The following is a 20,699-nucleotide window of genomic DNA, read 5'->3' as shown; positions in this document are numbered from 1 at the left end:
CCTCGATGAACCTCGACGGGCGACTCGATGTCGCCCGTGTCTGCGGCCGCCCGGAGCAGGTAGGGGCGTGCAGGGAAAACCTGTTGCGGAGGCCCGGCGGCTCGTCGGTAGTTTGGGGGGCATGTCGCATACGCCCGAGCCGGAGAACGACCCCCGCGCGGAGACCTCGGCAGAGGGAGAGCCCGCCCGGCGATTCGGATGGTGGGACATGTTCGTGCACCCCGATGAGGATCAGCGGAGCGAGGGTGGGTTCCAGGGCGAGCGCGCCACGCTCGTCGGATACCTGCGCGATCAGCGCCTGACGCTGGAGATGAAGTGCTCCGGCCTCGACGCCGCCGACCTGGCTCGCGGCTCGGTCGAGCCGTCCAACATGTCATTGCTGGGGCTGGTGCGCCACATGGCCGGGGTTGAGCAGAGCTGGTTCCGGATCAGGCTGGCAGGTCAGGACGGACCCCGGCACTATCGCACCGAAGACGACCGCGACGGAGACTTCAACGGTGCGGTTCCCGACCCCGCCGTCGTCGCCCACGCGTGGGAGACGTGGCGGGCCGAGGTCGCGTTCGCGGAGCGGTTCGTGGCCGAGGCGCCCGATCTCGACCTTGTCGGGAAGCAGGGGGACTGCCTGCGCGAAGTCCTGGTGCACATGATCGAGGAGTACGCGCGGCACAACGGTCATGCCGACTTTCTGCGCGAGCGGATCGACGGGCGAGTGGGCCAGTAGCCCGTCCCGCACGAGGACCAGGACGAGGACCGGTACGAGGAACACCGCCTTGAACCCCGAACACCGGCTCGCTGCCTAGGATGGCCGGCGTGATCTCTCCCCCTGAGACCGTGATCGACGAGATCCGGATGCGACTGGTGACGCCGGCCGACGCGGAAGCCCTGCGGCAGGCGTACCTGCGCAATCGCGAGCACCTGCTGCCCTGGGACCCGGACCGGGATGAGCACTTCTACACCCTCGACGGCCAGGCCGACCGCGTGCGCGCCCTGCTGGCGCAGCAGGACTCCGGCCGGGCGCTGCCGTGGGTCTTCGCCGATGGCGATCGGGTCGTCGGCACCATGACCCTCTCGAACATCGTGCTGGGGCCGTTCCGCAGCGCGAGCCTCGGCTACTGGATCGACGCCGACTACAACGGCCGCGGTCTCGCCACCAGAGGCGTCGAGTTCGTGTGCCGCACGGCCGACGAGCACCTCGGCCTTCACCGGATCGAAGCCAGCACTCTGATCGACAACGTCCGATCGCAACGGGTCCTGACCACGTGTGGGTTCCGGCTGATCGGCACCGCGCCCGACTACCTTCACATCAACGGGGCGTGGCGCGAGAATCGTCTGTTCCAGCGCATTCTCAACGACCGGGGCCCAGGTGACGTGCCGCGCCGGCCCACGGTGGGTGTCAGCGGAGTCGTGCCGCCGGATCTGCCCGAAGGCTGAACACGGCTACAGGGGGCTCTACGTCCTTAAGCGGATGGAACGGACGTGAGCCGAAAAGGCTCGCATGGAGTGAGGAAGCTTGCGTTCGCCCGCTTTTTTTAGCGGTGCCGCGCCGCGACATCAATTGAATTGCGCCATGCCGGGAGGGTCTTGCTAGCGTGCCGTACATGAACTGCTCGTTCTTCATCAGGATCCGCCGCTTCTAGCGGCGGGCTGATTCGCGTTCATCACCACAGCTCTGCCGCCTTCGGTGTCCTCGCCGGTGCGGCTCTTCGTGCTGCCCGGCGCTATTCCGGGTCCACGCGGAGAGCATCCATGCATCACCCCTACCAGGGCGGGCGGCACGAACTCGGCCAGAATTTCCTGGTCGATCGCTCGGTCATCGCCACCATCGAAGAACTGGTCGCCCTGACGACCGGCCCGATCATCGAGATCGGCCCCGGCGACGGCGCGCTGACGCTGCCGCTGAGCCGCTCCGGCAGGCCGATGACCGCCGTCGAAGTCGACCCCCTGCGTGCGTCACGGCTCGTCCGCCGGACGCCTCAGAACGTCACCGTCGTCAATGCGGACATCTTGAGATACCGGTTCCCCCGGCATCCGCACGTGATCGTCGGAAACATTCCGTTCCATCTGACGACCGCGATTCTGCGGAGGATCCTGCCCGCGGGCCACTGGCGGACGGCGGTGCTGCTGGTGCAGTGGGAGGTCGCCCGCAGGCGAGCGGGAGTCGGCGGCGCCAGCATGCTGACGGCGGCCTGGTGGCCCTGGTACGAGTTCGGACTGCGCCGCCGGGTGCCCGCCCGGTCCTTCCGCCCGATGCCGTCGGTCGACGGCGGCCTGCTGACGATGACGCGCCGAGCCGTCCCTCTCATCGAGGAGCGCGGGCGGTATCAGGATTTCGTGCGCCAGGTCTTCACCGGCCGTGGACGCGGGCTCGGCGAGATCCTCGGCAGGGTCGCACGCGACGACCGCGCGGCCGTACGCGACTGGCTGAGGAGGGAACGCGTGTCGCCGCACCTGCTGCCGAAGGACCTGACCGCCGAGCAGTGGGCCACGCTGTGGAACACGGCCGGCGGAGGCGACCCGCGCAACCGCTGATCGAGGCTCGTGTTCACCGGCGCCGGTCCGGGAGCCGGAAAAACGGGGAGGGGGCGCCCGCCGGACGAGGTGCCCATGTTGCCACCTCGTCCAGCGGACGACCCCTCTTTGACCTGCGATGCGCCGGGCCCGAAGGCGCCGGCCCGCCGGTCCTCGTGCCTAGAGGCCGAGCCCGAGGCCGAGGCCGAGGGCCAGGCGGAGCCGCAGCGCGAGGGCCAGCCGGACGTTCGCGGCGACGTCGGCCGTCGCCAGCGGGGTGTAGGTCGGCGCATACAGCGTGGTGGTCGTGACCGGCCGCGGCGTGTACAGCACCGACGTGGTGGTGTTCGTCGTGGTCGGCACGGTCGTCACCGTGGTGGTGGTGTTGTTCGTCGTGGCCGGCAGCGTCGTCACCGTGGTGTTGGTGCTGTTGTTCGTCGTGGCTGGCAGCGTCGTGACCGTGCTGGTGGTCGTGGTCGGCAGGCTCTGCGTGACGGTGCCGCCGCCGTTCACAGGGTCGTCGTTCTGCTGCTGCTGCTGTTGCTGTTGCTGCTGGGTGGAGGCCGAACTGCTGGACGAGCTGCTGGCCGCGGCGCTGGCCGTTTGGTCGATCGTGCCCTCATTGCTGGCGTTGTTCGAGTTGTTGACGTTCGTGACCGGCGGGTCGGTCGGCCCCGTAAGGGAAGCGTCCGAGGTCTGGTCCGAGGTCTGGTCCGTGGTCGCGGTCGTGTCCGACGTCTGGGACGGCGTCAGGTTGACGTTGATGTCGTGCAGCATGTGCTGCCGCTCGCGCATGTTCAGGCGGCCGTGCTGCCGCTGCCTGTCGCGGTTGCGGTTGAAGTTGCGGTTACGGTTGCGGTGCTCGGAGTCCCAGCTCGCGTCGTCGTCGTCATCGTCGTCATCGGCGACGTGGCGAACCTGGCTCGAGACGCCGCTGATGGCTCCGGCGGAGGCGCCGGCGGAAGAGGCGGTGACGGCAGCGCCGAACACGAGGGCGCCACCCGTCAGGGTGGCGGTGGTGGCGAGCACCGCGATGAGGCCATGAGCCTTGGGCATTTGGTTTCTCTCCTAGAAAGGATTACTGCCCTGCATTCTGATATTTTTCAGAATTGGCAAGAATTGCATTTTCTGAAAAACCCTGCAGATCAACACTGCGTTGTCTTGTTTCCCGGCGATCCCTCCCGCAAACGATCATCAGCGGCTTTTGCCGTTCGGCTGCCACTTTATTGATGAAGCCACGCGAATCCCGTGTCGAGCCAGGCCGAATATCCCTCCTGTCGTATTTTGTGTGCGCGCTCGGACATGTCCGATGTGTCATCCAAATATCCTTGCATCCCGACAAGTGGAATTGCCTGCATAAATGCGTTAAGAAAGACAAAGGGGTTGTGCCGCTGGTTTCGGCTGATGAACTGAAAAGGTGTCTCCGGAGCGCGCCACGGGCTCGGGGAACAACCGCACGTCCCGGGAGGTTCTCGCGGGCATGGGTGACTATGGGCGTGATGTCGAATTCGGATACTTCCTCGTGCCGAACGCGGGGGATCCCCTGCTGCGGACCGCGCAGGCGGCCGACCGGCTCGGGCTCGACCTGATCGGCGTCCAGGACCATCCCTATCAACGGCGCTACGTCGACACGTGGACGCTCCTGAGCGTCATCGCGGCCGGCACCGAGCGCATCAGGGTCTTTCCCGATGTCGCGAACCTGCCCCTGCGACCGCCGGCGGTCCTGGCCAAGTCCGCCGCGAGTCTGGACCTGCTCAGCGGCGGGCGGGTCGAACTGGGACTCGGCGCGGGCGGCTTCTGGGACGCCATCGAGGCGTACGGCGGGCCGCGCCGTACGCCCAAGGAGGCCATCGACGCGCTGGAGGAGGCCGTCGAGGTCATCCGCGGAGTGTGGAGCGGCGAGCCCGCCCTGCGCTTCGAGGGCGCGCATTACCGGTTGAAGGGCGCGAAGCCGGGCCCGGCGCCCGCGCATCCGATCGAGATCTGGCTCGGCGTACGCGGGCCGAGGGCGCTCGCGCTCACCGGCAGGCTGGCGGACGGCTGGCTTCCCTCGAGCGGGTGGGCTCCGCCGGAGTCGCTGCCCGGACTCAACGCCCGCATCGACGACGCCGCGGCCGCGGCCGGGCGTGAGCCGCGGGACATCCGGAGGCTGTACAACGTCAACGGCACGATCACCGACGGCTCGTCGTCGGGGTTCCTCAACGGCCCCGCGGACCAGTGGGCCGACGAACTGACCGATGTCGCGGTCGGCTACGGGATGGACACGTTCGTCTTCTGGGGCGAAGGAGACCAGGAGACCCAACTCCGCCGGTTCGCCGAGGAGGTCGTGCCGGCCGTACGGGAACGGGTCGCCCAGGAACGCGCGGGCTGACCGGCGTCAGGCGGTCACGAAGCGGCGTCCCGCCCGGTTCCCGCCGAGGATGATGAGGGGCGTCAGCAGCCAGAGGTACGGGACGCCGTCCGCCAGCCAGCTCAGAGCAGCCGTGATCAGCCAGAAGACGCCGACCATGGACAACATGACCGCTGTGACGCGCAGGTGATGGGTGTCGGTGCCCGGCCTGGCGACTCCGCCGCGCACGACGGAGAGGTTCAGGCCGGCCTGGCAGAACAGCAGGCCCGCCTCCGCGCCGGCGAACAGGGTCACCGACAGCGGGTTCAGTGAGGACTCGCCGATCAAGGCCGTCGGGTACGGCAGCAGCACGACGAGGATCAGCAACGGGATGTGGATGCGCAGCATCCCCGGACTCACCTTGGTGATCTGGTCGAACAGCCGATGATGCTGACGCCAGGTCGCCCACAGCACCATGAACGCGATGAAGAACGCCAGGAAGATGCCGGCGTTCTCGCCGAGGAAGTGCCAGAGTTCGCGGGCCATCGCCATGCGGTCGCCGCGGTCCCCGCGGGAGTGACCCTCCGGGCGGGGGATCTCGATGACGAGCAGGGTCATGGCGATGGCGAAGACCGCGTCGGTGAACATGCCCACCCGCTCATGGGTCAGCCCCGGCGCGGCGGTGGTCACGTCAGACGATTCGGTGTCGGTCATCGGGCTCCTCGGGCACGAGAACGGCTTTCGCGGCGAACGGGAGGATAGTCCCAAACGCCGGAACACGTGGGCGCGGCAGTCCCGGGAAGGACGCGGCCGCGCACGATGTGACGCCGCGCGGCGGAGTGACGGCTCGGTCCCAGCGAACGTTCAGGTGATCTTCAGTCGTTCACCAGGCGGCCACCGGTTAATCCATCGGCCGTCATCGCGCTGTCGGGACGCCTCTTTACCGTCCGAAAAGCCCCCAGTAACCACAAGTCAATAATGGGAGGGCCTGGACGATGTTGAGGCGCAAGGCCGCGATCGCGACATTTCTTGCGGCCGCAAGCGTGGCAGCCGGCACCGTGGTCGCGGTGCTGGGCGACGCCACAGTCGCGTCGGCGGCGACCGCCACCTTCACCCCGGTGGCCGACACCTATGTCGACAACTCCGTGACCACCACCAACTACGGCACATCGGCTCAACTCGGCGTGGACAACTCTCCCGTCAAGCGGATGTTCCTCAGGTTCACCGTGTCCGGCGTGACCGGAACGGTGACCGGGGCCAAGCTGCGGGTCCACACCGACGACGTCTCGGGCGCGGAGAGCCCCAGCGGCGGCACCTACAAGGCGATGAGCAACACCACCTGGTCGGAGACCGGGGTGACCTGGGCCGACCAGCCCGCCATCGACGGCGCGACCCTCGGCTCGGTCGGCTCGGTCGTGCGCAACGCCTGGTACGAGGTCGACGTGACCTCCTACGTCAAGGGCAACGGCACATTCAGCATCGGCGTCACGTCGTCGAGCAGCGACGGCGCCGACTTCGACTCACGCGAGTCGGGGTCCACCGCTCCGCAGTTGGTCATCACGACCGGCACGACGTCGACCCCCACACCCACCCCGACCCCGACTTCCGGGGACCCCGTGCTGGTCGGCGCGGGCGACATCGCGAACTCCGGATCCGGCGACACCGCGACCGCCGCCCTGCTCGACGGCATCCCCGGCACCGTGTTCACCGCGGGCGACGACGCCTACGACAACGGGTCCACCGCGGACTTCAACAACTACTACGCGCCCACCTGGGGCCGGCACAAGGCGCGCACGCGCCCGGTGGCAGGCAACCACGAGTACAACACCTCGGGCGCCTCGGGCTACTTCGGCTACTTCGGGTCGTCCGCGGGCGAGCCCGGCAAGGGCTACTACTCCTACAACCTCGGCAACTGGCACATCGTGGCGCTGAACTCCAACTGCTCCTCGATCGGCGGCTGCAACGCCGGTTCGGCGCAGGAGCAGTGGCTGCGCTCCGACCTCGCGGCCAACACCCGGCCGTGCACCCTCGCGATCTGGCACCACCCGCGCTTCACCTCGGGCTCCAACCACGCGCCGACGACCTCCGTCGGCCCGCTGGTGCAGGCGCTGTACGACAACAACGCCGAGGTGATCGTCACCGGTCACAACCACCAGTACGAGCGGTTCGCCCCGATGAACCCGAGTGGCCAGCTCGACAACACGCGCGGCATCAGGCACTTCGTCGTGGGCACGGGCGGCGCCGGAATGTACAACTTCGGCACGATCCAGCCCAACAGCGAAGTCCGTAACAACAACACCTTCGGCGTGCTGAAGTTCACCCTGCACTCCAACAGCTACACCTGGCAGTTCGTGCCTCAGTCGGGCAAGACCTTCACCGACGGCGGCACCAACTCCTGCCACTGATCCCGGCCGTACGGCGCCGCGCCCGGCGTGCCCCTCGCACACCGGGCGCGGCATCCCACCCCCACTCGGGAAGGTGTGCACACCCGTGTACCTGTCCACGATCGGCCGGCAGAGGACGCGCACCGGCGACGGCCAGGCCGGTCGGCGCCGCTGGACGGCGATCGGCGCCAACGTGTTCGCTCTCGGCACCGTCAGCCTCGTCACCGACATCTCATCGGAGATGGTCACCGCGATCCTGCCCGTCTACCTCGTCGTCGGCCTGCAGTTCAGCCCCGCGGCCTACGGCGTCATCGACGGCGCCTACACGGGGGCCACGGTGTTGTTGCGCCTCGTCGGCGGATACCTGGCCGACCGGGTGCGGAGGCGCAAGGCCGTCGCCGGCCTCGGCTACGGCATCTCCGCGGTCGCGAAGCTCGGGCTGCTCGCGGCGGGCGGATCGGTCACCGCGATCGGCCTGGTGATCGCCGCCGACCGGGCGGGCAAGGGCCTGCGCACCGCCCCGCGTGACGCGCTGATCACCCTGTCCGCCCCGCCGGACCAGCTGGGCCGGGCCTTCGGGGTGCACCGGACGATGGACAGCGTGGGCGCCTTCCTCGGCCCGCTGGTCGCCCTGGCCGTGCTCGCTCTGGCCGGGCAGCAGTACGACGCCGTGTTCGTCACGAGTTTCTGCGTCGCCGCGTTCGCCGTGGTGATCCTGGCGCTGTTCGTCCGGGACCACGCGGGGCCGGCCACCGGGCCGGATCCGTCCCGGAAGGCGGTCTCGGTGCGTCAGGCCGCCGGTCTGCTGCGCATCCCCGGCGTGCGCAGACTCCTCGCCGCGGCGTGCCTGCTGGGCCTGGCCACGGTGGGCGACGGTTTCGTCTACCTCCTGCTCCAGCGCAGGGAAGACCTGTCGCTCGGCTGGTTCCCGCTGCTCGCCGTGGGGACGAGCCTGGCGTACCTGCTGCTCGCCGCACCGCTGGGCGTCCTGGCCGACCGCGTGGGCCGGCTCCCTGTGACGCTCTGCGGCTACGGCGCACTGATCCTGGTGTACCTGGCGCTGCTCGGGCCGGTCGGCGGGCCCGTGCTCGTCATCGGCGTGCTCGGGCTCTACGGACTCTTCTACGCCGCGACCGACGGCATCCTGATGGCCCTGGCGGCGCCTCTCCTGCCGGAACGGCTGCGCACGACAGGGCTCGCACTCGTGCAGACCGGCCAGGCCATGGCTTATCTGGGGTCGTCCGTCCTGTTCGGCGTCGCGTGGCAGTTGTGGGGGACCGGTGCCGCGATCCTGCTCGCCGTACTGGCCGGGGGAGTCGCGATCACGGCGACGGCGGTGCTGCTGTCCGGACAGGACCGGCGGACGAGCGGAACGGAGGAGGCGACGGCATGAGCGACGTCATGAACGACCCGAGCGGGTCCAGCGAAACCGGTCCGTCCAGCGTGCCGGGCGACACCGGCGGAGGTTCCGGCGTGTCCGGCTCCGGCGGCGGGCTGAGCCTGCGGGCCAGGGTGTCCATCGCGTTCGCCGCGGCCGTCCTGCTGGCGGTGGTGGGGGTCGTGTACATCCTCCGGGCCCCGACCGGCTCACCGGCGATCGCGGAACCGAATGCCGCGGACGCGGGCACGATCAGTGCCGGCGGCCCCAGGCTCCGGATGCTCGACAACGGCATGGTGGCCGCCGTCTCACTCGGCGATCCGCGCGGACCCCGGATCGTCACCTCGCAGCGCTGCGACCGCGCCTACGCGGCCGCCGGCACGGTGGCCTGCCTCCGTCCGGCGAGCGCCCTCGGGGCCACCCGGCTCGCCGTGCTCGACGACGACATGCGGGAGAGACGGTCGATCCGGCTGACCGGCTTCCCCAATCGTCTGCGTGTGTCCGACAGCGGACGGATGATCGCCTGGACGTTGTTCGTCAGCGGTGACTCCTACGCGGGCGGAGAGTTCTCCACGCGGGCCGGCATCCTGGACACCCGCACCGGCCGGATGGCCTCCTCCGTGGAGGAGTTCGCGGCCGTCGTCGACGGCCGGCCGTACCGGGCGGCGGACGTCAACGTGTGGGGCGTCACCTTCACCCGCGACGACAACCGGTTCTACGCCACGATGGCGACCGCCGGGCACCGCTACCTCGTCGAGGGCGACTTCGCGGCCAGGACGCTCAAAACCGTGGCGGACGGCGTCGAGTGCCCCTCCCTGTCACCGGACGGCACCCGCGTCGCGTTCAAGGCGGCGATCGACGGCGACCCCGCCCAAGGGTGGCGGCTGTCGGTGCTCGACCTGGCGGGCAAGAAGGTCGTCGCGACGGCGGAGAGCCGCAGCGTGGACGACCAGGCCATCTGGCTCGACGATCGCACGGTCGCCTACGGCCTGCAGCGCAGCGACGGCGTCAACGACGTGTGGGCCGTCCCCGCCGACGGGAGCGGCGGCCCGCGACTGCTGGTCCCGGGAGCCAACTCCCCGTCTGTGGAGGACCCCGGATTCTGATCACCCCGGGTATGCCGTGACCAGGGTGATCACCCTGCCGATCCCGGCGATCCCGGCGAAACGCCGGCCGCTCGGGAACGCTTGTGAATGAGGGCGTCGAGGGCCATTGCACGGGGTGATCGGCGGGCGTAGCTTCCAGCCATGGACGTCATCCATCAGGAACGTGTGGCGTGGGAAGGCGCACGCGCCTTCGTCGCCGCGTCCGGCGCCGACACCTATTGGTGGCTCAGCGAGATGCTCGAGCGGAACCTCGGCCGCACCTACCAGGTGTGCCTGGCCACGACGCGGACGCGCCTGCAGCGGGAAGAGGCGTCACTCGCCGAGATCGGCGCGTGGCGGGTACGTCTGGAGGATCTGCTCCGGGTCCGCCCGGACGTCCAGCCCGCCCTGCTCGAACTGGTCACCGAGACCTCCGCCCGGCTGGGCCGCTACTGAACCGAGCCTGAGCCACCACTGGGCGAGCAGTGGGCGTGAGCCATCCCTTGGGCGAATACTTGCGGGCCCCTGATGAGCGACGGCAGGGTCCCGCGGCCGCCGGAGGATACGTTGGCCGGTGAGCGGGCGTTTTGTCCGCTAGTCGGCCCGGGTGCGGCCTTGTGCGACGCGCGCGGTCATTCCGAGCGAACCAAGGAGCACGCATGACTCGCCCTCCGGTCCCTCCCTTCACTCACCAGACGGCCGTCGAGAAGGTCCGCCTGGCAGAGGACGCCTGGAACTCGCGTGATCCGGAGAAGGTGTCGCTCGGCTACACGACCGACAGTCGCTGGAGGAACCGTTCGGAGTTCCTCACCGGCAGGGACGAGATCGTCGCGTTCCTGAGCCGCAAGTGGGCGAGAGAACTCGACTACCGGCTGATCAAGGAGTTGTGGGCCTTCGGCGGCAATCGCATCGCCGTGCGGTTCGCCTACGAGTGCCGCGACGAGGCGGGCAACTGGTTCCGCTCCTACGGCAACGAGAACTGGGAGTTCGGCGAGCAGGGGCTCATGCGCGTACGGCTGGCCAGCATCAACGACCTGCCCATCAAGGAGTCGGAGCGCGCCTACCACTGGCCCCTCGGCCGCCGGCCCGACGACCACCCCGGGCTCGGCGACCTGGGCTTTTGAACCACGGGTCACACGGGCGGCGCGTCGTCCAGGGCGAAGTCCAGGTAGCGCTCCGCGGAGCGGCGGACGGCCTCCGACCCGTCGGTGCGCACCACGTGCTTCCACCAGGCTCCGTAGACCTGGTCGAACGGGTACCGCTCCAGCAGTGACAGGGCCCGGCGCACGGTGCGGGGCCGCTCCGGGATGAGGTTCGGGTAGCTGTACATGAAGCCGACCCAGCGGCGGTCCTTGACGACCTGCAGGATGTCGCCGGAGAACAGGGCGCCGGCGCTGTCCGGGGCGTCCCGCCAGTGCAGCACCTGGCCGCCCGCGAAGTGGACCCCGGCGTTGACCAGGGTGAGACCGTCGCCGATCTCATGGGTGTCGCCCTCCCAGAAGACGACCGAGTCGTCGGGACGCGCCACCCACTCGCGGTCCAGCGCGTGGATGTAGACGGGTGCGTCGAACGCGTGCGCCCAGTCGACCATGGTGCCGTAGTAGTGCGGGTGGCTGATCGCGATCGCGCTGATCCCGCCGAGATCGCGCACCTGCCTGATGACGTCGTCGTCGAGGTAGGTGACCATGTCCCACAACACGTTTCCCGCAGGCGTCCGGACGAGCAGCGCCCGCTGGCCGATCCCGGTGGCCGGCACCGTACCGACGCCGACGACGCCCGGGCCCTCCTCCTCGATCCGGGCCCGATGTCCCGCCCGGCGCAACGCGTCGAGCGAGGTCCACCGCTGGCCGTCCCAGCCGACGTACTGCCGCTCGTCCTCGCAGATCGGGCAGTCCTCGCGGCTGCCGGCGTACTGGACGCCACAGGTCAGGCAGATGGGCAGGTCGTTCATCCGCGCCCCTCCTCGTGGTGACGTTGGGTGACCGCCGAGTCCTCCGCGATCTTCGTTCTGATCTTTCCGGGCCACGATGAATCAGGTCAAATCGGGCTTAGTCATATCATTACGCATATAGCGTTGCGTGTCTGAATTGTCACGGGGTGTAATCGCATGGGCGATGAGCCAGACCTACCTGGCTCGAAGGAGACACTATGACGTTCACGACGATGAACCCCACGTCCATGGCCATGCCGCTGGGATTCGGCTCTCAGCAGCAGCTCTCTCCTCAGCACCTCGGTCAGATGTCCCCGGCATCCTCGATCCACGCGCCGAACATGCAGGCGCTTCAGCAGCTACAGGTGCTGCAGCAGGCTCAGGTCCTGCAGCAGGCACAGGCTCAGCTCCAGGCCTTGCAGCAGGCACAGGCTCAGGTCCAGGCACTGCAGCAGGCGCAGGCGCTGCAGCAGATGTCGCCGCTCGGGGCCGTGGTGCCGCAGGATGAGCAGATCCTGCCGCAGGAACACGTGCTGAGCCCGGTCACCTTCTGGAACAAGGTCGCTCACATCGGTGCCCGGCATGGCGCCGCCGTCGTCAGGCAGATCCTCGACGGCATCCAGCTCCAGCAGGTGGCCTCTCAGCAGGTCGCCTTCCAGCAGCTCGGTCAGGTGTCGCCACTCCAGCAGCTGGCCCAGCATCAGTTGGCTCAGCACCAGATGGCCAACCAGATGGCTCAGCAGCTGCCGCAGTCGCTGCAGCAGACGGCCATGGCGTTCGGCCAGGCCCAGCACTTCCCGCAGCAGCAGGGTCAGGTCGCCCCGCACCACCTGCAGCAGCAGGTGCCGGCGGCGTTCGGCCAGGCGCTGCAGCAGCAGCCCATGGTGTACGGCCAGGCCGTACATCACCTGCAGCAGCAGATGCCCATGGCGTTCGGCCAGGCCGGCCAGCAGGTGTCCCCCCAGCAGGCTCCGGTGGCCGCCGGCTCCGGGTTCTGAGCGGAGGACGCGAGGTGGACTCGATCGGTGGGGGACCGCTGGGTCCCGGTGCCGGCTCGGGTGGGATGGGTGCGGTCACGGGCCCGGCGATGTCGCCGGGCCCGGGGCGGCCCGGACCATCCGGCCTCCTGCAGGTGCACTGCGCCATGAGCCTGCAGCAGCTCTACGGCTGGCTGCAGGCGACCATCCCACAGGCGCCGCAGGTCGCCGGGATCGTTCCTCTGGTGGTGCGGGCGGTGCAGCTCTACCGGGCCGGGCAGCACGAGGCGTGCGTGGCGCAGATCCAGTCGGTGCTCGACAGCATCGCCACGGGTCACTGGTCCGCAGCCCCGGTGACCCGGCCGATCGCCTGATCCGGTCGAGCCCGCGAGGGTGCGGCCAGTGAGACCAGCCTGAGCTGGGGAAAGTCGGGACGCAGTGACCAGTGACGACAAGCCCAAGAACGGAAGCGGGCAGTCGCGCCCGCCGGGCCCGAACCGGTCGCGGCAGACGTCGCGGCAGGGCCCGCAGCCGGTGCTGCCGCGTCCGCTGCGCTACATGGTCGCGCTGCCACCCCAGGCTCATCCGCAGGCGGGGACGGACGGCCAGGCTCTCGACGCCGACGGGCTGCACCGGCTGCTCGAGAGCGATCCCGAGGTCGCCGTACGCCGCAGGCTTCCCACGACGGCCGCGGAGCCGGGCATGGGAGCCCGGGCCTTCCCGGCCGTCGTGGTCGCGGACATGACCGTCGAGCACGCGGCCGCCCTGCGACGGCGGCTGCCCCAGGTGCACATCGAACGCGACCGGCTGCTGACCTACAGCGAGGTCCCTTCGCCGCCACGGAAGAGGAGGCAGGCGTCGGCCGCGCCGCCTCTGGGGACGGAGAGCACCTTCGCGTTCCTGGTCCAGGGCTCCGACGGCACGCCGGTGCCGGGGGCCGTCGTCATGCTGACCGGGTCCGGCTGGCCCGCCCAGGCGGTGACCGGGCCGGACGGCCGCGCCACGGTCACGATGGTGGGCGAGACGGCGGAGTCGATCGTCAGCCTGCTGGTCAGGCCGCGATCCGGCCACTGGAGCTCGTATGTGGAGCGACCGGCCCTGTCGTCGAGCCGGGAGAACCTGATCGAGGCTGCGGGGTTGTCCGACGGACTCGAGGGATTCCCCGGGCGGCAGGTCTTCGGCTGGGGACAGAGGGCGATGGATCTCGACCGTCTCCCGCGGGCCCTGAGCGGCGCGGGAGTCAAGATCGCGATCATCGACTCGGGGGCGGCGGCCGAGCATTCCGATCTCCTCGGCCGGGTGACGTGCGGCATCGATCTGGCGGGGGGAAAGCCGGACGGCTGGACGGACGACACCGCCCACCACGGCTCTCACTGCGCCGGGATCATCGCGGGTGGGGACGACGGGCGGGGCATCGTGGGCTTCGCCGCGGAGGCGGAGGTCCACGCCTGCAAGATATTCCCCGGTGGCCGGTTCAGCGACCTCATCGAGGCGCTCGACTACTGCATCGAGCAGCGCATCGACGTGATGAACCTCAGCCTCGGCAGCCGCCATTCCTCGCGGCTCGTCGCCGCGAAGATCGAGGAGGCGCGCCGGGCGGGGGTGGCGTGCGTGGTCGCCGCCGGAAGCGACGGCGGCTCCGTCGGCTTCCCCGGCAACCTTCCGACCGTGCTGACGGTGGCCGCGATCGGGAAGGTGGGGACGTTCCCCGGCGGCAGCGGGCACGCCGCCGAGATCCGGGGGCCGGTGACGGGCGAGGGCTACTTCTCGCCCCGATTCACGTGCCGCGGGCCCGAGGTGGACGTGTGCGCTCCGGGAGTCGCCGTCCTGTCGTGCGTCCCTCCGGAGACGTACGCCGCCTGGGACGGAACCTCCATGGCCGCGCCGCACGTCACCGGGCTGGCCGCTCTGGTGCTCGCCCATCACGATGACTTCCACTACGCGTACGGCCGGCGCGACGCCCGCAGGGTCGACCGACTCTTCCACGTCATCAGGGCCAGTTGTCAGGCGCTCGATCTCGGTGATCCGTACCGGACGGGAGCGGGGCTGCCGAATGTGCTGCGCGCCCTGGGCCCGGCGCTCATGCGGGTGAGGCCGCAGCCTGAGGAGGTGCGGAGGCTGTCCGCCGAACTCACCGCCGAGATGGGCCTCGCCGGGCTGCTGCCCCTCGCCACGGGCCGGGCGGCCATGTCCGGGGACGTCCAGGCGGCGGGCACCGTCCCCGGGACGGGGGTCACGCTCGCGGCGGTCAACGGCTTCGCGCCGCAGGACGGCATGGCCGTCATGAACGGTCCCGTGCCCTTCGACGGGCTCATGCCGGCCAACGGGCTCACGCCTGCCGACCACCCCGGGCAGACACCCGGCGGCGGGGCGGCCGGGAGCGCCCCCACGGCCTCGAACGGCTCGGATCCGATGGCGGGCGCCGTACCGGCCGGTGACGGTGACCCGGCGAAGGCGGCGGGACAGGGCGCCGATGCGGATGGCGTGCCGACGGCGAACGCGACTCACGCGTCCGACGGGGTTCCGGCGGCGGGTGTGACATCAGGGGGACACGCGGCCCATGAGGGAGGCGCGGCCCATGAGGGAGGCGTACGGAACCGGCAGCAGGACGGGGAGGCCGCGCTCGCGTGGCTGACCAGGGAGATGGGCGCAGCGGGGCTCATCGCCGGCCAGCGAGCCGCTGACCCGCTCCATTGAGCGCGTGGCCCGTGACCGGGACGCCGTCAGCGCCGCTCGCGCGCCGATCCGGCCAACTGGGCGACGTCCTCGGCCCCGTCGCCGATCAGCTTGGCCGCCAGATCCGACAACGCCCGGCCGACGGCCAGTTCGTCGCCGATCTCCGGCACCGGGCGGTCCGTGGGATTGCGGCGGGCGTGGGCGACGCTCTCGTGCCTGCGTCCCGCGTCGGTGTACAGCACCGCGGTCGCGCTGGTGACGTTGTCGCTCTCGTCCTCGGTCAGGAAGACCTCCACCGTCCATCGTTTGGTTTCCATGACGAACACCTCCCGCTCCAGCATCCCCCCAGGGGAATCGCGGCCGGAAGGGACTTTCGGCCTCCTGCGACGCCGGCCGGCCGGGAACCGCGCGGCAACGCCCGATGAAGGAAGGAAAGCCCATGCCCGATCCGATCATCGTCGGCACCGACGGCTCGGCCGCCGCGCTGGCAGCCGTGGAATGGGCGGCGGACGACGCCGTCCGGCAGGGACGCCCGTTGCGCCTTGTGTACGTCGTCGATCGCTGGGCGTACGGCATCGTGAAGTTCCCCACCACCGCGGGCGACCCCTTGACGCTGCACGCCGAGCGGGCGCTGGCCGAGGCGGAGGCGGCGGCGAACAAGCGCCAGCCCGACGTGACGGTCAGCATCGAGATCATCGAGGGGCTGCCCGCCAAGATCCTTCGTGACAAGGCCAAGGAAGCGGCCGAGATCGTGCTCGGCACGAGAGGCCTCGGCGGGTTCGCCGGAATCCTGATCGGCTCGGTCAGCACCCATGTGGCCGGCCAGACGCACGGCCCGGTCGTCGTCGTGCGCCCCGGATGGAGGGACACGCACGGCGAAGTGGTCGTCGGCATCGACGACTCGGCCGAATGCGAGGCCGCGATCGAGTACGCCGTCGCGCAGGCCCGCTTCCGCGGCAGCGTGCTCCGGGCGGTCTACGCGTGGCAGCTTCCCGTCCACGCGCTCGCCCCCGAGATCACATACGACATCGACGGGGTGCGCGAGGCCCAGCACCGGGTGGCGGCGGAGAAGCTCGCCCCCTGGCGGCGGCGGTCCGAGGTGACGATGCTGGAGGACGTCGTGTGCGGACACCCCGTCGACGCGCTGACCGACGCGTCCAAGGCCGCGGACCTGCTCGTGGTGGGCTCACACGGCCGAGGCGCCCTCGGGTCGGTGATGCTGGGATCGGTCAGCCGGGCGGTCCTGCATCACGCCCAGTGCCCGGTGGCCGTGGTCCGCCCCTGAGCGGCGGTCGTCACCCGTCCTCGGGCGTGTCGTCACGCTCCCAGTCCATCCTGTCGACCACGTCGACCACGCCGTTGACGCGTTCGGTCATCCGTACGAGCGTCAGGACGTCGCCCCGCAGGGGCATCGTGCCGCTGAGCGTGACCACGGCGTCGGCCACCGACACGCGGACGTGCGAGGTGTCCGCCCACAGGGCGCCCTCGACGATGTCGTCACGGATCTCGCGGGCCACCTCCTCGTCGCTCCTGACGATCGTCTTGAGCAGGTCGGTACGGCTGACCACGCCCTCGAGCCGTCCCTCGTCGTCGACCACGGGCAGCCGCTTGACGCCGTGCTCGCTCATGAGCCGGGCCGCGCTCACGGCGCTGGTGTACGGCCTGGCCGTGATGGCGGGCGCCGTCATCAACTGGGCGGCGGTCTCGCCCCGGGCCTTCACCGCGGGACTCCTGCCGGGCGAGCCGATGCGCTCACGGAGCCGCACACGCAGGGGAGGACGGTAGCCCTCGCCGTAGAACTGCTCCCTGAACTCCTCCTTGCGGAGCAGATCGGCCTCCGAGACGACGCCGAGCACGTGGCCCTCGCCGTCGACCACCGGTACGGCGCTCACGCCGTGGGTGTGCAGCACCTCGGCGACGTCCCTGAACGGCGTGCAGCCGTTGACGGACACGATCTGCCTGGACATGACGTCCCGCACCTTCATGTGCATGATCAGCCCCTCACGTCCGCGACGCGGCCACGCCTCCCATTCCACCGGAGAGCGGCGCTCCGCACAGGAGGCGGAGGTCCCCGAGTGCCAGGGCCGTTCGGCCACTGCGGGCATCTGTTTCGATCGAGGGTTCCCCTACGGGTCAGGGGTTGGAGTACACCCGCCGAGGGGTGAGCAGGACGGCGGTGCGCCGCTCCGCGGCCATCACCCGGTCGTAGTCGTCCCAGTCGTCGTGGGTGCCGCCCGCGGCTTTGAAGATGTTCCTGAGCAGAAGCCGGAGGCCCTCCGCGTCGAGCCCCTCGAGCGGGTCGTCGGGGCCGGCCAGGTCGATCCCACCCTCTGCGGCCGTCCACTGCCAGCCGCTGCGCACCACGATGGTGGCCTGCGGCCTAGCGCGCATGTCGGCCAGTTTGCGGGCCGTTCCCCGCGCGACGAACCCGACCACCGACTGGCCGGTGGCCGGATGGTCGAGGACCCCCGCATTGACCACGGAGGAGCGGATGCCTCCGTCGGGACGCAGGGTCGAGACCACGCAGAGGCCGTGGTCACCGGAGACGAGGCCGGCGAATTCCGCGAGATCGGTCACCTGAGGAGCCTAACTCCGCCGTCCGGTCTCCCGCGGTTCCGCGGGCCCGCGCGCCGGGCCGCCCTGCTTGTGGCGGCGGGCCTGTGGTGGCGAGCCTGTGGTGCCCGGCCTGTGGCGGCGGGCAGGCCCGGGGTGACGGCGGCCGGGGGTCAGCCGGTGGTGACGGTCAGGTCGGCGCGGGCGCGCACGTCATGGGCGGCGTAGTACCGGTCTTCCTGGCGTGCCCAGCGCAGCCAGTGCGGTGCGTAGACGTCCCCGTCGCGTGCCAGCGCCCTGGCCCGGCGCACGCCCGCGCCCGCCTCCAGCCACACGAGCCCGCTGAGGTGGGGCGCGGCCTGGCGGGCGCCGGATCCGACGCCTTCCACGATGAGAGCGGCGGCGGGCGGGGCCTCATGCCATTCCGCATACTCGCTCCGCTCCCAGTCGTATCGCCGCCACCGTGCGGGCCGGCCGGCGGCGAGGGGCCGGAGCACCCAATCCAGCAGGGCGTCCACTCCGGCGAGCAGGCCGTCCCAGCCGTCGTAGAGGTCGTCCATCCGGATCACCGGAGCGCCGAGTTCCGCGGCGACGGCGGCGGCGAAGGTGGACTTGCCCGCTCCCGATCGCCCTTCGACGGCGAGGACACGGGTCGTGCGCGCCCGTGCGGGACGGCCGCGCAGCCAGGCGGCGACCTCGCCCGCCGCGTGCCCGTCGGCTAGACGCCCGCGCGGGAGGGCATGCGGATTCCCCGTTCCATGTTGGGGTCCTCCCATTCCTCCGTCACGCGCCCCTTCTCGGCGTGCATCTCCTCCATGCGAAGGGCCACGCCCATCGCGAAGAACGTCGGGGCCCACTCGCCCACGAACAGGCCCCAGCGGTCCGCACGGTCCATGCCCGCCGACTCGTAGTTCTTCGACAGGAACCAGGAGGCGGCCGTCAGGCCGATCGACGCGATGCCGGCCGTGTACATCATGCTGGAGCGGACGCCCATTCGGTGAAGCTGGCGGATCATTTTGTCCCCCTTTGTAGCGATTTCTACCTACCTCGCTACCCCGTGTCCCCGTCCGCGACACGCTGAGTGATCACCCCGCCCGTACGGCCATGCTTACGACCTCTCTGTACGGGTAGCGTTGATCGGCGGACTCTGGAGGAAGCCATGGAAGCGCTGGGCATAGATATCGGCGGCTCGGGGATCAAGGGCGCCACTGTGGACACGGTGGCGGGCGAGCTCACGCGGGAGCGGTTGCGCATACCGACGCCGGAGCCGTCCACGCCCGCGGCGGTCGCGACGGTCGTGCGGGAGATCATCGACCACTTCTCGTGGACGGGGCCCGTGGGGGTGACCTTCCCCGGCGTCGTGCTGAACGGCGTCATCAGGACCGCGGCCAACGTCGACCGATCGTGGATCGGCGTCAAGGGCGAGGAGTTGTTCGGCGCCGGAGCCGCCCTGCTCAACGACGCCGACGCGGCGGGCGTCGCCGAGGTCGCCTTCGGTGCGGGCCGTGACCGTGCCGGCGCGGTGCTCATGCTGACCTTCGGCACCGGCATCGGCAGTGCTCTGTTCACCGGTGGGCGACTGGTGCCCAACACGGAGTTCGGGCACGTCGAGATCCGCGGCAAGGAGGCCGAACACCGGGCCTCCGACCATGTGCGCGAGAAGCACGACCTGAGCTGGGAGAAGTGGGCCGAGCACGTTCAGGAGTACCTGGTGCACATGCGCGACCTGCTCTGGCCCTCCCTGATCATCATCGGCGGCGGCGTCAGCAAGAAGGCCGACAGGTTCCTTCCGCTGATCGACCTCGGTGACACGCCGGTCGTGCCCGCCGTGCTGCGCAACGAGGCGGGCATCATCGGAGCGGCCATGACCGCTGTCGACCGGTGAGACGAGTATTACCTTAATCCCTACTTGAAAAGCATGGAATACTCGTGTCACGATGCCTTCATGGCTTCATGGCGAAGACTGACCGAGCGTCGTCACATCGACCTGCTCCGCGTCTGCGGCGCCGCCTGTTGATCGCCGGGATCACCCCATCCGGAAATGCTTCAGGCAAGGAGAAACCACGAAATGTCACATGTCATTGATTTCGTCGCGCGCCGGCGTGAGCCCGGCTACGACCCCTCACCCCCCGACGAGGGGACCGTGCTCAGCGTGCTGCCCATGCCCGGGGCGGACGCCGCGCTCGTGATCGTCGGTTACGTGGTCCCGCTGGACGGCGGATCGCGGTCCGCCCGGGGTCTCCGGCTCCCGCAGGGGGTCACCCTGCCGGAGGGGGGCGCGGAGCGGGCCCAGGACGTGAAGTGGCCCCACGGGATCGCACTGGTCCAGGAAGCCGAGCTGCCGGAGGGCCTCGCGGCGTTCCAGAGCGCCGCCACGGGAGTCGCGGAGGTCCATGAAGGCTCCGAGGCGTCCGGCGCCGACAGGCCGGCGAGGGCCGCACGTGGGGCCGGAGCCGCCCCCGGCCTCGTGGCGCACCCCGATCGCGGAGGCCACGCCTCCCGCCATGGCCGGGCGTCCGCACCGGTGGAGGAGCTCGTCGTGGACCGGGCCTCCCGCGTGGTCCGGGTGGACGGTGTGGAGATCGACCTCACCTACCGCGAGTTCGAGCTGCTCGACTACCTGTGCTCGGCGCCGGGCCGGGTCTTCAACCGTCGGCAGCTGATGGCCGCCATCTGGGACAGGTACGGCGACGAGGGCGCCAGAACCGTCGACGTGCACGTCCTCCGGCTCCGGCGCAAGCTGGGCCCGCACGCCGGGCGGATCGTGACGGTGCGGAACGTCGGCTACAAGTACCAGCCGCCGCGTTCCTAGGCGCCGCCCGCCGGGCCCCGGAAAAATCGGCTGGCGGAACCGTGGGGGCGGGTGCCTATCCTTGAGC

General features: G+C 70.2%; 23 protein-coding genes. 15 read left to right on the top strand and 8 right to left on the bottom strand.

Annotation, left to right across the window (positions count from 1 at the left end; genetic code table 11):
• The first annotated feature begins 121 nt into the window (after window positions 1–121).
• The 3 genes from Pmi06nite_RS04895 (at window position 122) to erm (ending at window position 2,529) form a co-directional block, all read left to right on the top strand.
• Complete coding sequence (locus Pmi06nite_RS04895) at window positions 122–721, top strand: DinB family protein (protein ID WP_308442483.1); 600 nt, start codon at window positions 122–124, stop codon at window positions 719–721.
• Between the two features lie 89 nt (window positions 722–810).
• Window positions 811–1,431: a GNAT family N-acetyltransferase gene (locus tag Pmi06nite_RS04890; protein WP_239113655.1), complete on the top strand. Its 621-nt coding sequence runs from the start codon at window positions 811–813 to the stop codon at window positions 1,429–1,431.
• 315 nt (window positions 1,432–1,746) lie between these two features.
• Entirely contained in the window at window positions 1,747–2,529 is a 783-nt protein-coding gene (erm, locus tag Pmi06nite_RS04885) for a 23S ribosomal RNA methyltransferase Erm (RefSeq protein ID WP_203951604.1), read from the top strand.
• Between the two features lie 159 nt (window positions 2,530–2,688).
• On the opposite strand, the gene Pmi06nite_RS04880 is transcribed toward erm, so the two are convergent.
• Window positions 2,689–3,564 (bottom strand): hypothetical protein, encoded by an 876-nt coding sequence (locus Pmi06nite_RS04880; protein WP_203951603.1) that lies wholly within the window; start codon window positions 3,562–3,564, stop codon window positions 2,689–2,691.
• Window positions 3,565–3,988: 424 nt separating this feature from the next.
• On the opposite strand from Pmi06nite_RS04880, the gene Pmi06nite_RS04875 reads away from it, so the two are divergent.
• Complete coding sequence (locus tag Pmi06nite_RS04875; RefSeq protein WP_203951602.1) at window positions 3,989–4,879, top strand: LLM class flavin-dependent oxidoreductase; 891 nt, start codon at window positions 3,989–3,991, stop codon at window positions 4,877–4,879.
• A 6-nt stretch (window positions 4,880–4,885) separates the two neighbouring features.
• Here the strand turns inward: Pmi06nite_RS04875 and Pmi06nite_RS04870 are convergent, their stop codons facing one another.
• On the bottom strand, window positions 4,886–5,551 hold the full coding sequence (locus Pmi06nite_RS04870) for a TMEM175 family protein (protein ID WP_203951601.1): 666 nt from the start codon (window positions 5,549–5,551) through the stop codon (window positions 4,886–4,888).
• Between the two features lie 281 nt (window positions 5,552–5,832).
• On the opposite strand from Pmi06nite_RS04870, the gene Pmi06nite_RS04865 reads away from it, so the two are divergent.
• From Pmi06nite_RS04865 to Pmi06nite_RS04845, 5 genes are all read left to right on the top strand, one after another.
• Complete coding sequence (locus tag Pmi06nite_RS04865; protein WP_203951600.1) at window positions 5,833–7,242, top strand: CBM96 family carbohydrate-binding protein; 1,410 nt, start codon at window positions 5,833–5,835, stop codon at window positions 7,240–7,242.
• Window positions 7,243–7,327: 85 nt separating this feature from the next.
• Complete coding sequence (locus Pmi06nite_RS04860; RefSeq protein ID WP_203951599.1) at window positions 7,328–8,614, top strand: MFS transporter; 1,287 nt, start codon at window positions 7,328–7,330, stop codon at window positions 8,612–8,614.
• On the top strand, window positions 8,611–9,705 hold the full coding sequence (locus Pmi06nite_RS04855; protein WP_203951598.1) for a TolB family protein: 1,095 nt from the start codon (window positions 8,611–8,613) through the stop codon (window positions 9,703–9,705). Before Pmi06nite_RS04860 ends, Pmi06nite_RS04855 begins: the two co-directional genes overlap by 4 nt.
• Window positions 9,706–9,846: 141 nt before the next feature.
• Complete coding sequence (locus Pmi06nite_RS04850; protein ID WP_203951597.1) at window positions 9,847–10,140, top strand: hypothetical protein; 294 nt, start codon at window positions 9,847–9,849, stop codon at window positions 10,138–10,140.
• A gap of 203 nt (window positions 10,141–10,343) precedes the next feature.
• Window positions 10,344–10,808, top strand: coding sequence for a nuclear transport factor 2 family protein (locus tag Pmi06nite_RS04845; RefSeq protein WP_203951596.1), 465 nt, complete (start codon window positions 10,344–10,346; stop codon window positions 10,806–10,808).
• Between the two features lie 8 nt (window positions 10,809–10,816).
• On the opposite strand, the gene Pmi06nite_RS04840 is transcribed toward Pmi06nite_RS04845, so the two are convergent.
• Window positions 10,817–11,635, bottom strand: coding sequence for an MBL fold metallo-hydrolase (locus tag Pmi06nite_RS04840; protein WP_203951595.1), 819 nt, complete (start codon window positions 11,633–11,635; stop codon window positions 10,817–10,819).
• Window positions 11,636–11,832: 197 nt separating this feature from the next.
• Between Pmi06nite_RS04840 and Pmi06nite_RS04835 the strand changes: the two genes are divergently transcribed.
• From Pmi06nite_RS04835 to Pmi06nite_RS04825, 3 genes are all read left to right on the top strand, one after another.
• Window positions 11,833–12,612 (top strand): hypothetical protein, encoded by a 780-nt coding sequence (locus Pmi06nite_RS04835; protein ID WP_203951594.1) that lies wholly within the window; start codon window positions 11,833–11,835, stop codon window positions 12,610–12,612.
• Between the two features lie 146 nt (window positions 12,613–12,758).
• Window positions 12,759–12,965 carry a hypothetical protein gene (locus Pmi06nite_RS04830; protein WP_203951593.1) on the top strand — a complete coding sequence of 69 codons (207 nt, stop codon included), beginning with the start codon at window positions 12,759–12,761 and terminating at the stop codon, window positions 12,963–12,965.
• 64 nt (window positions 12,966–13,029) lie between these two features.
• Entirely contained in the window at window positions 13,030–15,288 is a 2,259-nt protein-coding gene (locus Pmi06nite_RS04825) for a S8 family serine peptidase (RefSeq protein WP_203951592.1), read from the top strand.
• 26 nt (window positions 15,289–15,314) lie between these two features.
• Here the strand turns inward: Pmi06nite_RS04825 and Pmi06nite_RS04820 are convergent, their stop codons facing one another.
• Entirely contained in the window at window positions 15,315–15,584 is a 270-nt protein-coding gene (locus tag Pmi06nite_RS04820) for a DUF1876 domain-containing protein (protein WP_203951591.1), read from the bottom strand.
• A 122-nt stretch (window positions 15,585–15,706) separates the two neighbouring features.
• On the opposite strand from Pmi06nite_RS04820, the gene Pmi06nite_RS04815 reads away from it, so the two are divergent.
• Window positions 15,707–16,552: a universal stress protein gene (locus Pmi06nite_RS04815; protein WP_203951590.1), complete on the top strand. Its 846-nt coding sequence runs from the start codon at window positions 15,707–15,709 to the stop codon at window positions 16,550–16,552.
• A 10-nt stretch (window positions 16,553–16,562) separates the two neighbouring features.
• On the opposite strand, the gene Pmi06nite_RS04810 is transcribed toward Pmi06nite_RS04815, so the two are convergent.
• The 4 genes from Pmi06nite_RS04810 to Pmi06nite_RS04795 form a co-directional block, all read right to left on the bottom strand.
• Window positions 16,563–17,234 (bottom strand): CBS domain-containing protein, encoded by a 672-nt coding sequence (locus Pmi06nite_RS04810; protein WP_239113653.1) that lies wholly within the window; start codon window positions 17,232–17,234, stop codon window positions 16,563–16,565.
• 166 nt (window positions 17,235–17,400) lie between these two features.
• Window positions 17,401–17,844: a pyridoxamine 5'-phosphate oxidase family protein gene (locus tag Pmi06nite_RS04805; RefSeq protein WP_203951588.1), complete on the bottom strand. Its 444-nt coding sequence runs from the start codon at window positions 17,842–17,844 to the stop codon at window positions 17,401–17,403.
• Between the two features lie 149 nt (window positions 17,845–17,993).
• Window positions 17,994–18,596: a nucleoside/nucleotide kinase family protein gene (locus Pmi06nite_RS04800; protein WP_239113651.1), complete on the bottom strand. Its 603-nt coding sequence runs from the start codon at window positions 18,594–18,596 to the stop codon at window positions 17,994–17,996.
• On the bottom strand, window positions 18,539–18,835 hold the full coding sequence (locus Pmi06nite_RS04795; protein WP_203951587.1) for a hypothetical protein: 297 nt from the start codon (window positions 18,833–18,835) through the stop codon (window positions 18,539–18,541). Before Pmi06nite_RS04795 ends, Pmi06nite_RS04800 begins: the two co-directional genes overlap by 58 nt.
• A gap of 144 nt (window positions 18,836–18,979) precedes the next feature.
• Between Pmi06nite_RS04795 and ppgK the strand changes: the two genes are divergently transcribed.
• Both ppgK and Pmi06nite_RS04785 read left to right on the top strand, forming a co-directional pair.
• Window positions 18,980–19,705 carry a polyphosphate--glucose phosphotransferase gene (gene ppgK, locus Pmi06nite_RS04790; protein ID WP_203951586.1) on the top strand — a complete coding sequence of 242 codons (726 nt, stop codon included), beginning with the start codon at window positions 18,980–18,982 and terminating at the stop codon, window positions 19,703–19,705.
• Between the two features lie 183 nt (window positions 19,706–19,888).
• A complete protein-coding gene (locus Pmi06nite_RS04785) occupies window positions 19,889–20,632 on the top strand; it encodes a winged helix-turn-helix domain-containing protein (RefSeq protein WP_203951585.1) in 744 nt (247 codons plus the stop codon).
• The last annotated feature ends 67 nt before the right edge of the window (window positions 20,633–20,699 follow it).

The sequence above is a fragment of the Planotetraspora mira genome, from assembly GCF_016863275.1.
Classification (GTDB): Bacteria; Actinomycetota; Actinomycetes; order Streptosporangiales; family Streptosporangiaceae; genus Planotetraspora; species Planotetraspora mira.
The sequence above is the reverse complement of the archived record's forward strand: the minus strand, read 5'-3'. Positions and strand labels throughout refer to the sequence as shown.

Bases quoted from the DNA above. Each gene is read 5' to 3' on its own strand.
- erm (WP_203951604.1), top strand. From the start codon at position 1,747: ATGCATCACCCCTACCAGGGCGGGCGGCACGAACTCGGCCAGAATTTC.
- Pmi06nite_RS04800 (WP_239113651.1), bottom strand. From the start codon at position 18,596: ATGGGAGGACCCCAACATGGAACGGGGAATCCGCATGCCCTCCCGCGC.
- Pmi06nite_RS04820 (WP_203951591.1), bottom strand. From the start codon at position 15,584: ATGGAAACCAAACGATGGACGGTGGAGGTCTTCCTGACCGAGGACGAG.
- Pmi06nite_RS04865 (WP_203951600.1), top strand. From the start codon at position 5,833: ATGTTGAGGCGCAAGGCCGCGATCGCGACATTTCTTGCGGCCGCAAGC.
- Pmi06nite_RS04880 (WP_203951603.1), bottom strand. From the start codon at position 3,564: ATGCCCAAGGCTCATGGCCTCATCGCGGTGCTCGCCACCACCGCCACC.
- Pmi06nite_RS04855 (WP_203951598.1), top strand. From the start codon at position 8,611: ATGAGCGACGTCATGAACGACCCGAGCGGGTCCAGCGAAACCGGTCCG.
- ppgK (WP_203951586.1), top strand. From the start codon at position 18,980: ATGGAAGCGCTGGGCATAGATATCGGCGGCTCGGGGATCAAGGGCGCC.
- Pmi06nite_RS04870 (WP_203951601.1), bottom strand. From the start codon at position 5,551: ATGACCGACACCGAATCGTCTGACGTGACCACCGCCGCGCCGGGGCTG.
- Pmi06nite_RS04850 (WP_203951597.1), top strand. From the start codon at position 9,847: ATGGACGTCATCCATCAGGAACGTGTGGCGTGGGAAGGCGCACGCGCC.
- Pmi06nite_RS04840 (WP_203951595.1), bottom strand. From the start codon at position 11,635: ATGAACGACCTGCCCATCTGCCTGACCTGTGGCGTCCAGTACGCCGGC.
- Pmi06nite_RS04815 (WP_203951590.1), top strand. From the start codon at position 15,707: ATGCCCGATCCGATCATCGTCGGCACCGACGGCTCGGCCGCCGCGCTG.
- Pmi06nite_RS04830 (WP_203951593.1), top strand. From the start codon at position 12,759: ATGAGCCTGCAGCAGCTCTACGGCTGGCTGCAGGCGACCATCCCACAG.
- Pmi06nite_RS04835 (WP_203951594.1), top strand. From the start codon at position 11,833: ATGACGTTCACGACGATGAACCCCACGTCCATGGCCATGCCGCTGGGA.
- Pmi06nite_RS04875 (WP_203951602.1), top strand. From the start codon at position 3,989: ATGGGTGACTATGGGCGTGATGTCGAATTCGGATACTTCCTCGTGCCG.
- Pmi06nite_RS04785 (WP_203951585.1), top strand. From the start codon at position 19,889: ATGTCACATGTCATTGATTTCGTCGCGCGCCGGCGTGAGCCCGGCTAC.
- Pmi06nite_RS04845 (WP_203951596.1), top strand. From the start codon at position 10,344: ATGACTCGCCCTCCGGTCCCTCCCTTCACTCACCAGACGGCCGTCGAG.
- Pmi06nite_RS04795 (WP_203951587.1), bottom strand. From the start codon at position 18,835: ATGATCCGCCAGCTTCACCGAATGGGCGTCCGCTCCAGCATGATGTAC.
- Pmi06nite_RS04895 (WP_308442483.1), top strand. From the start codon at position 122: ATGTCGCATACGCCCGAGCCGGAGAACGACCCCCGCGCGGAGACCTCG.
- Pmi06nite_RS04810 (WP_239113653.1), bottom strand. From the start codon at position 17,234: ATGTCCAGGCAGATCGTGTCCGTCAACGGCTGCACGCCGTTCAGGGAC.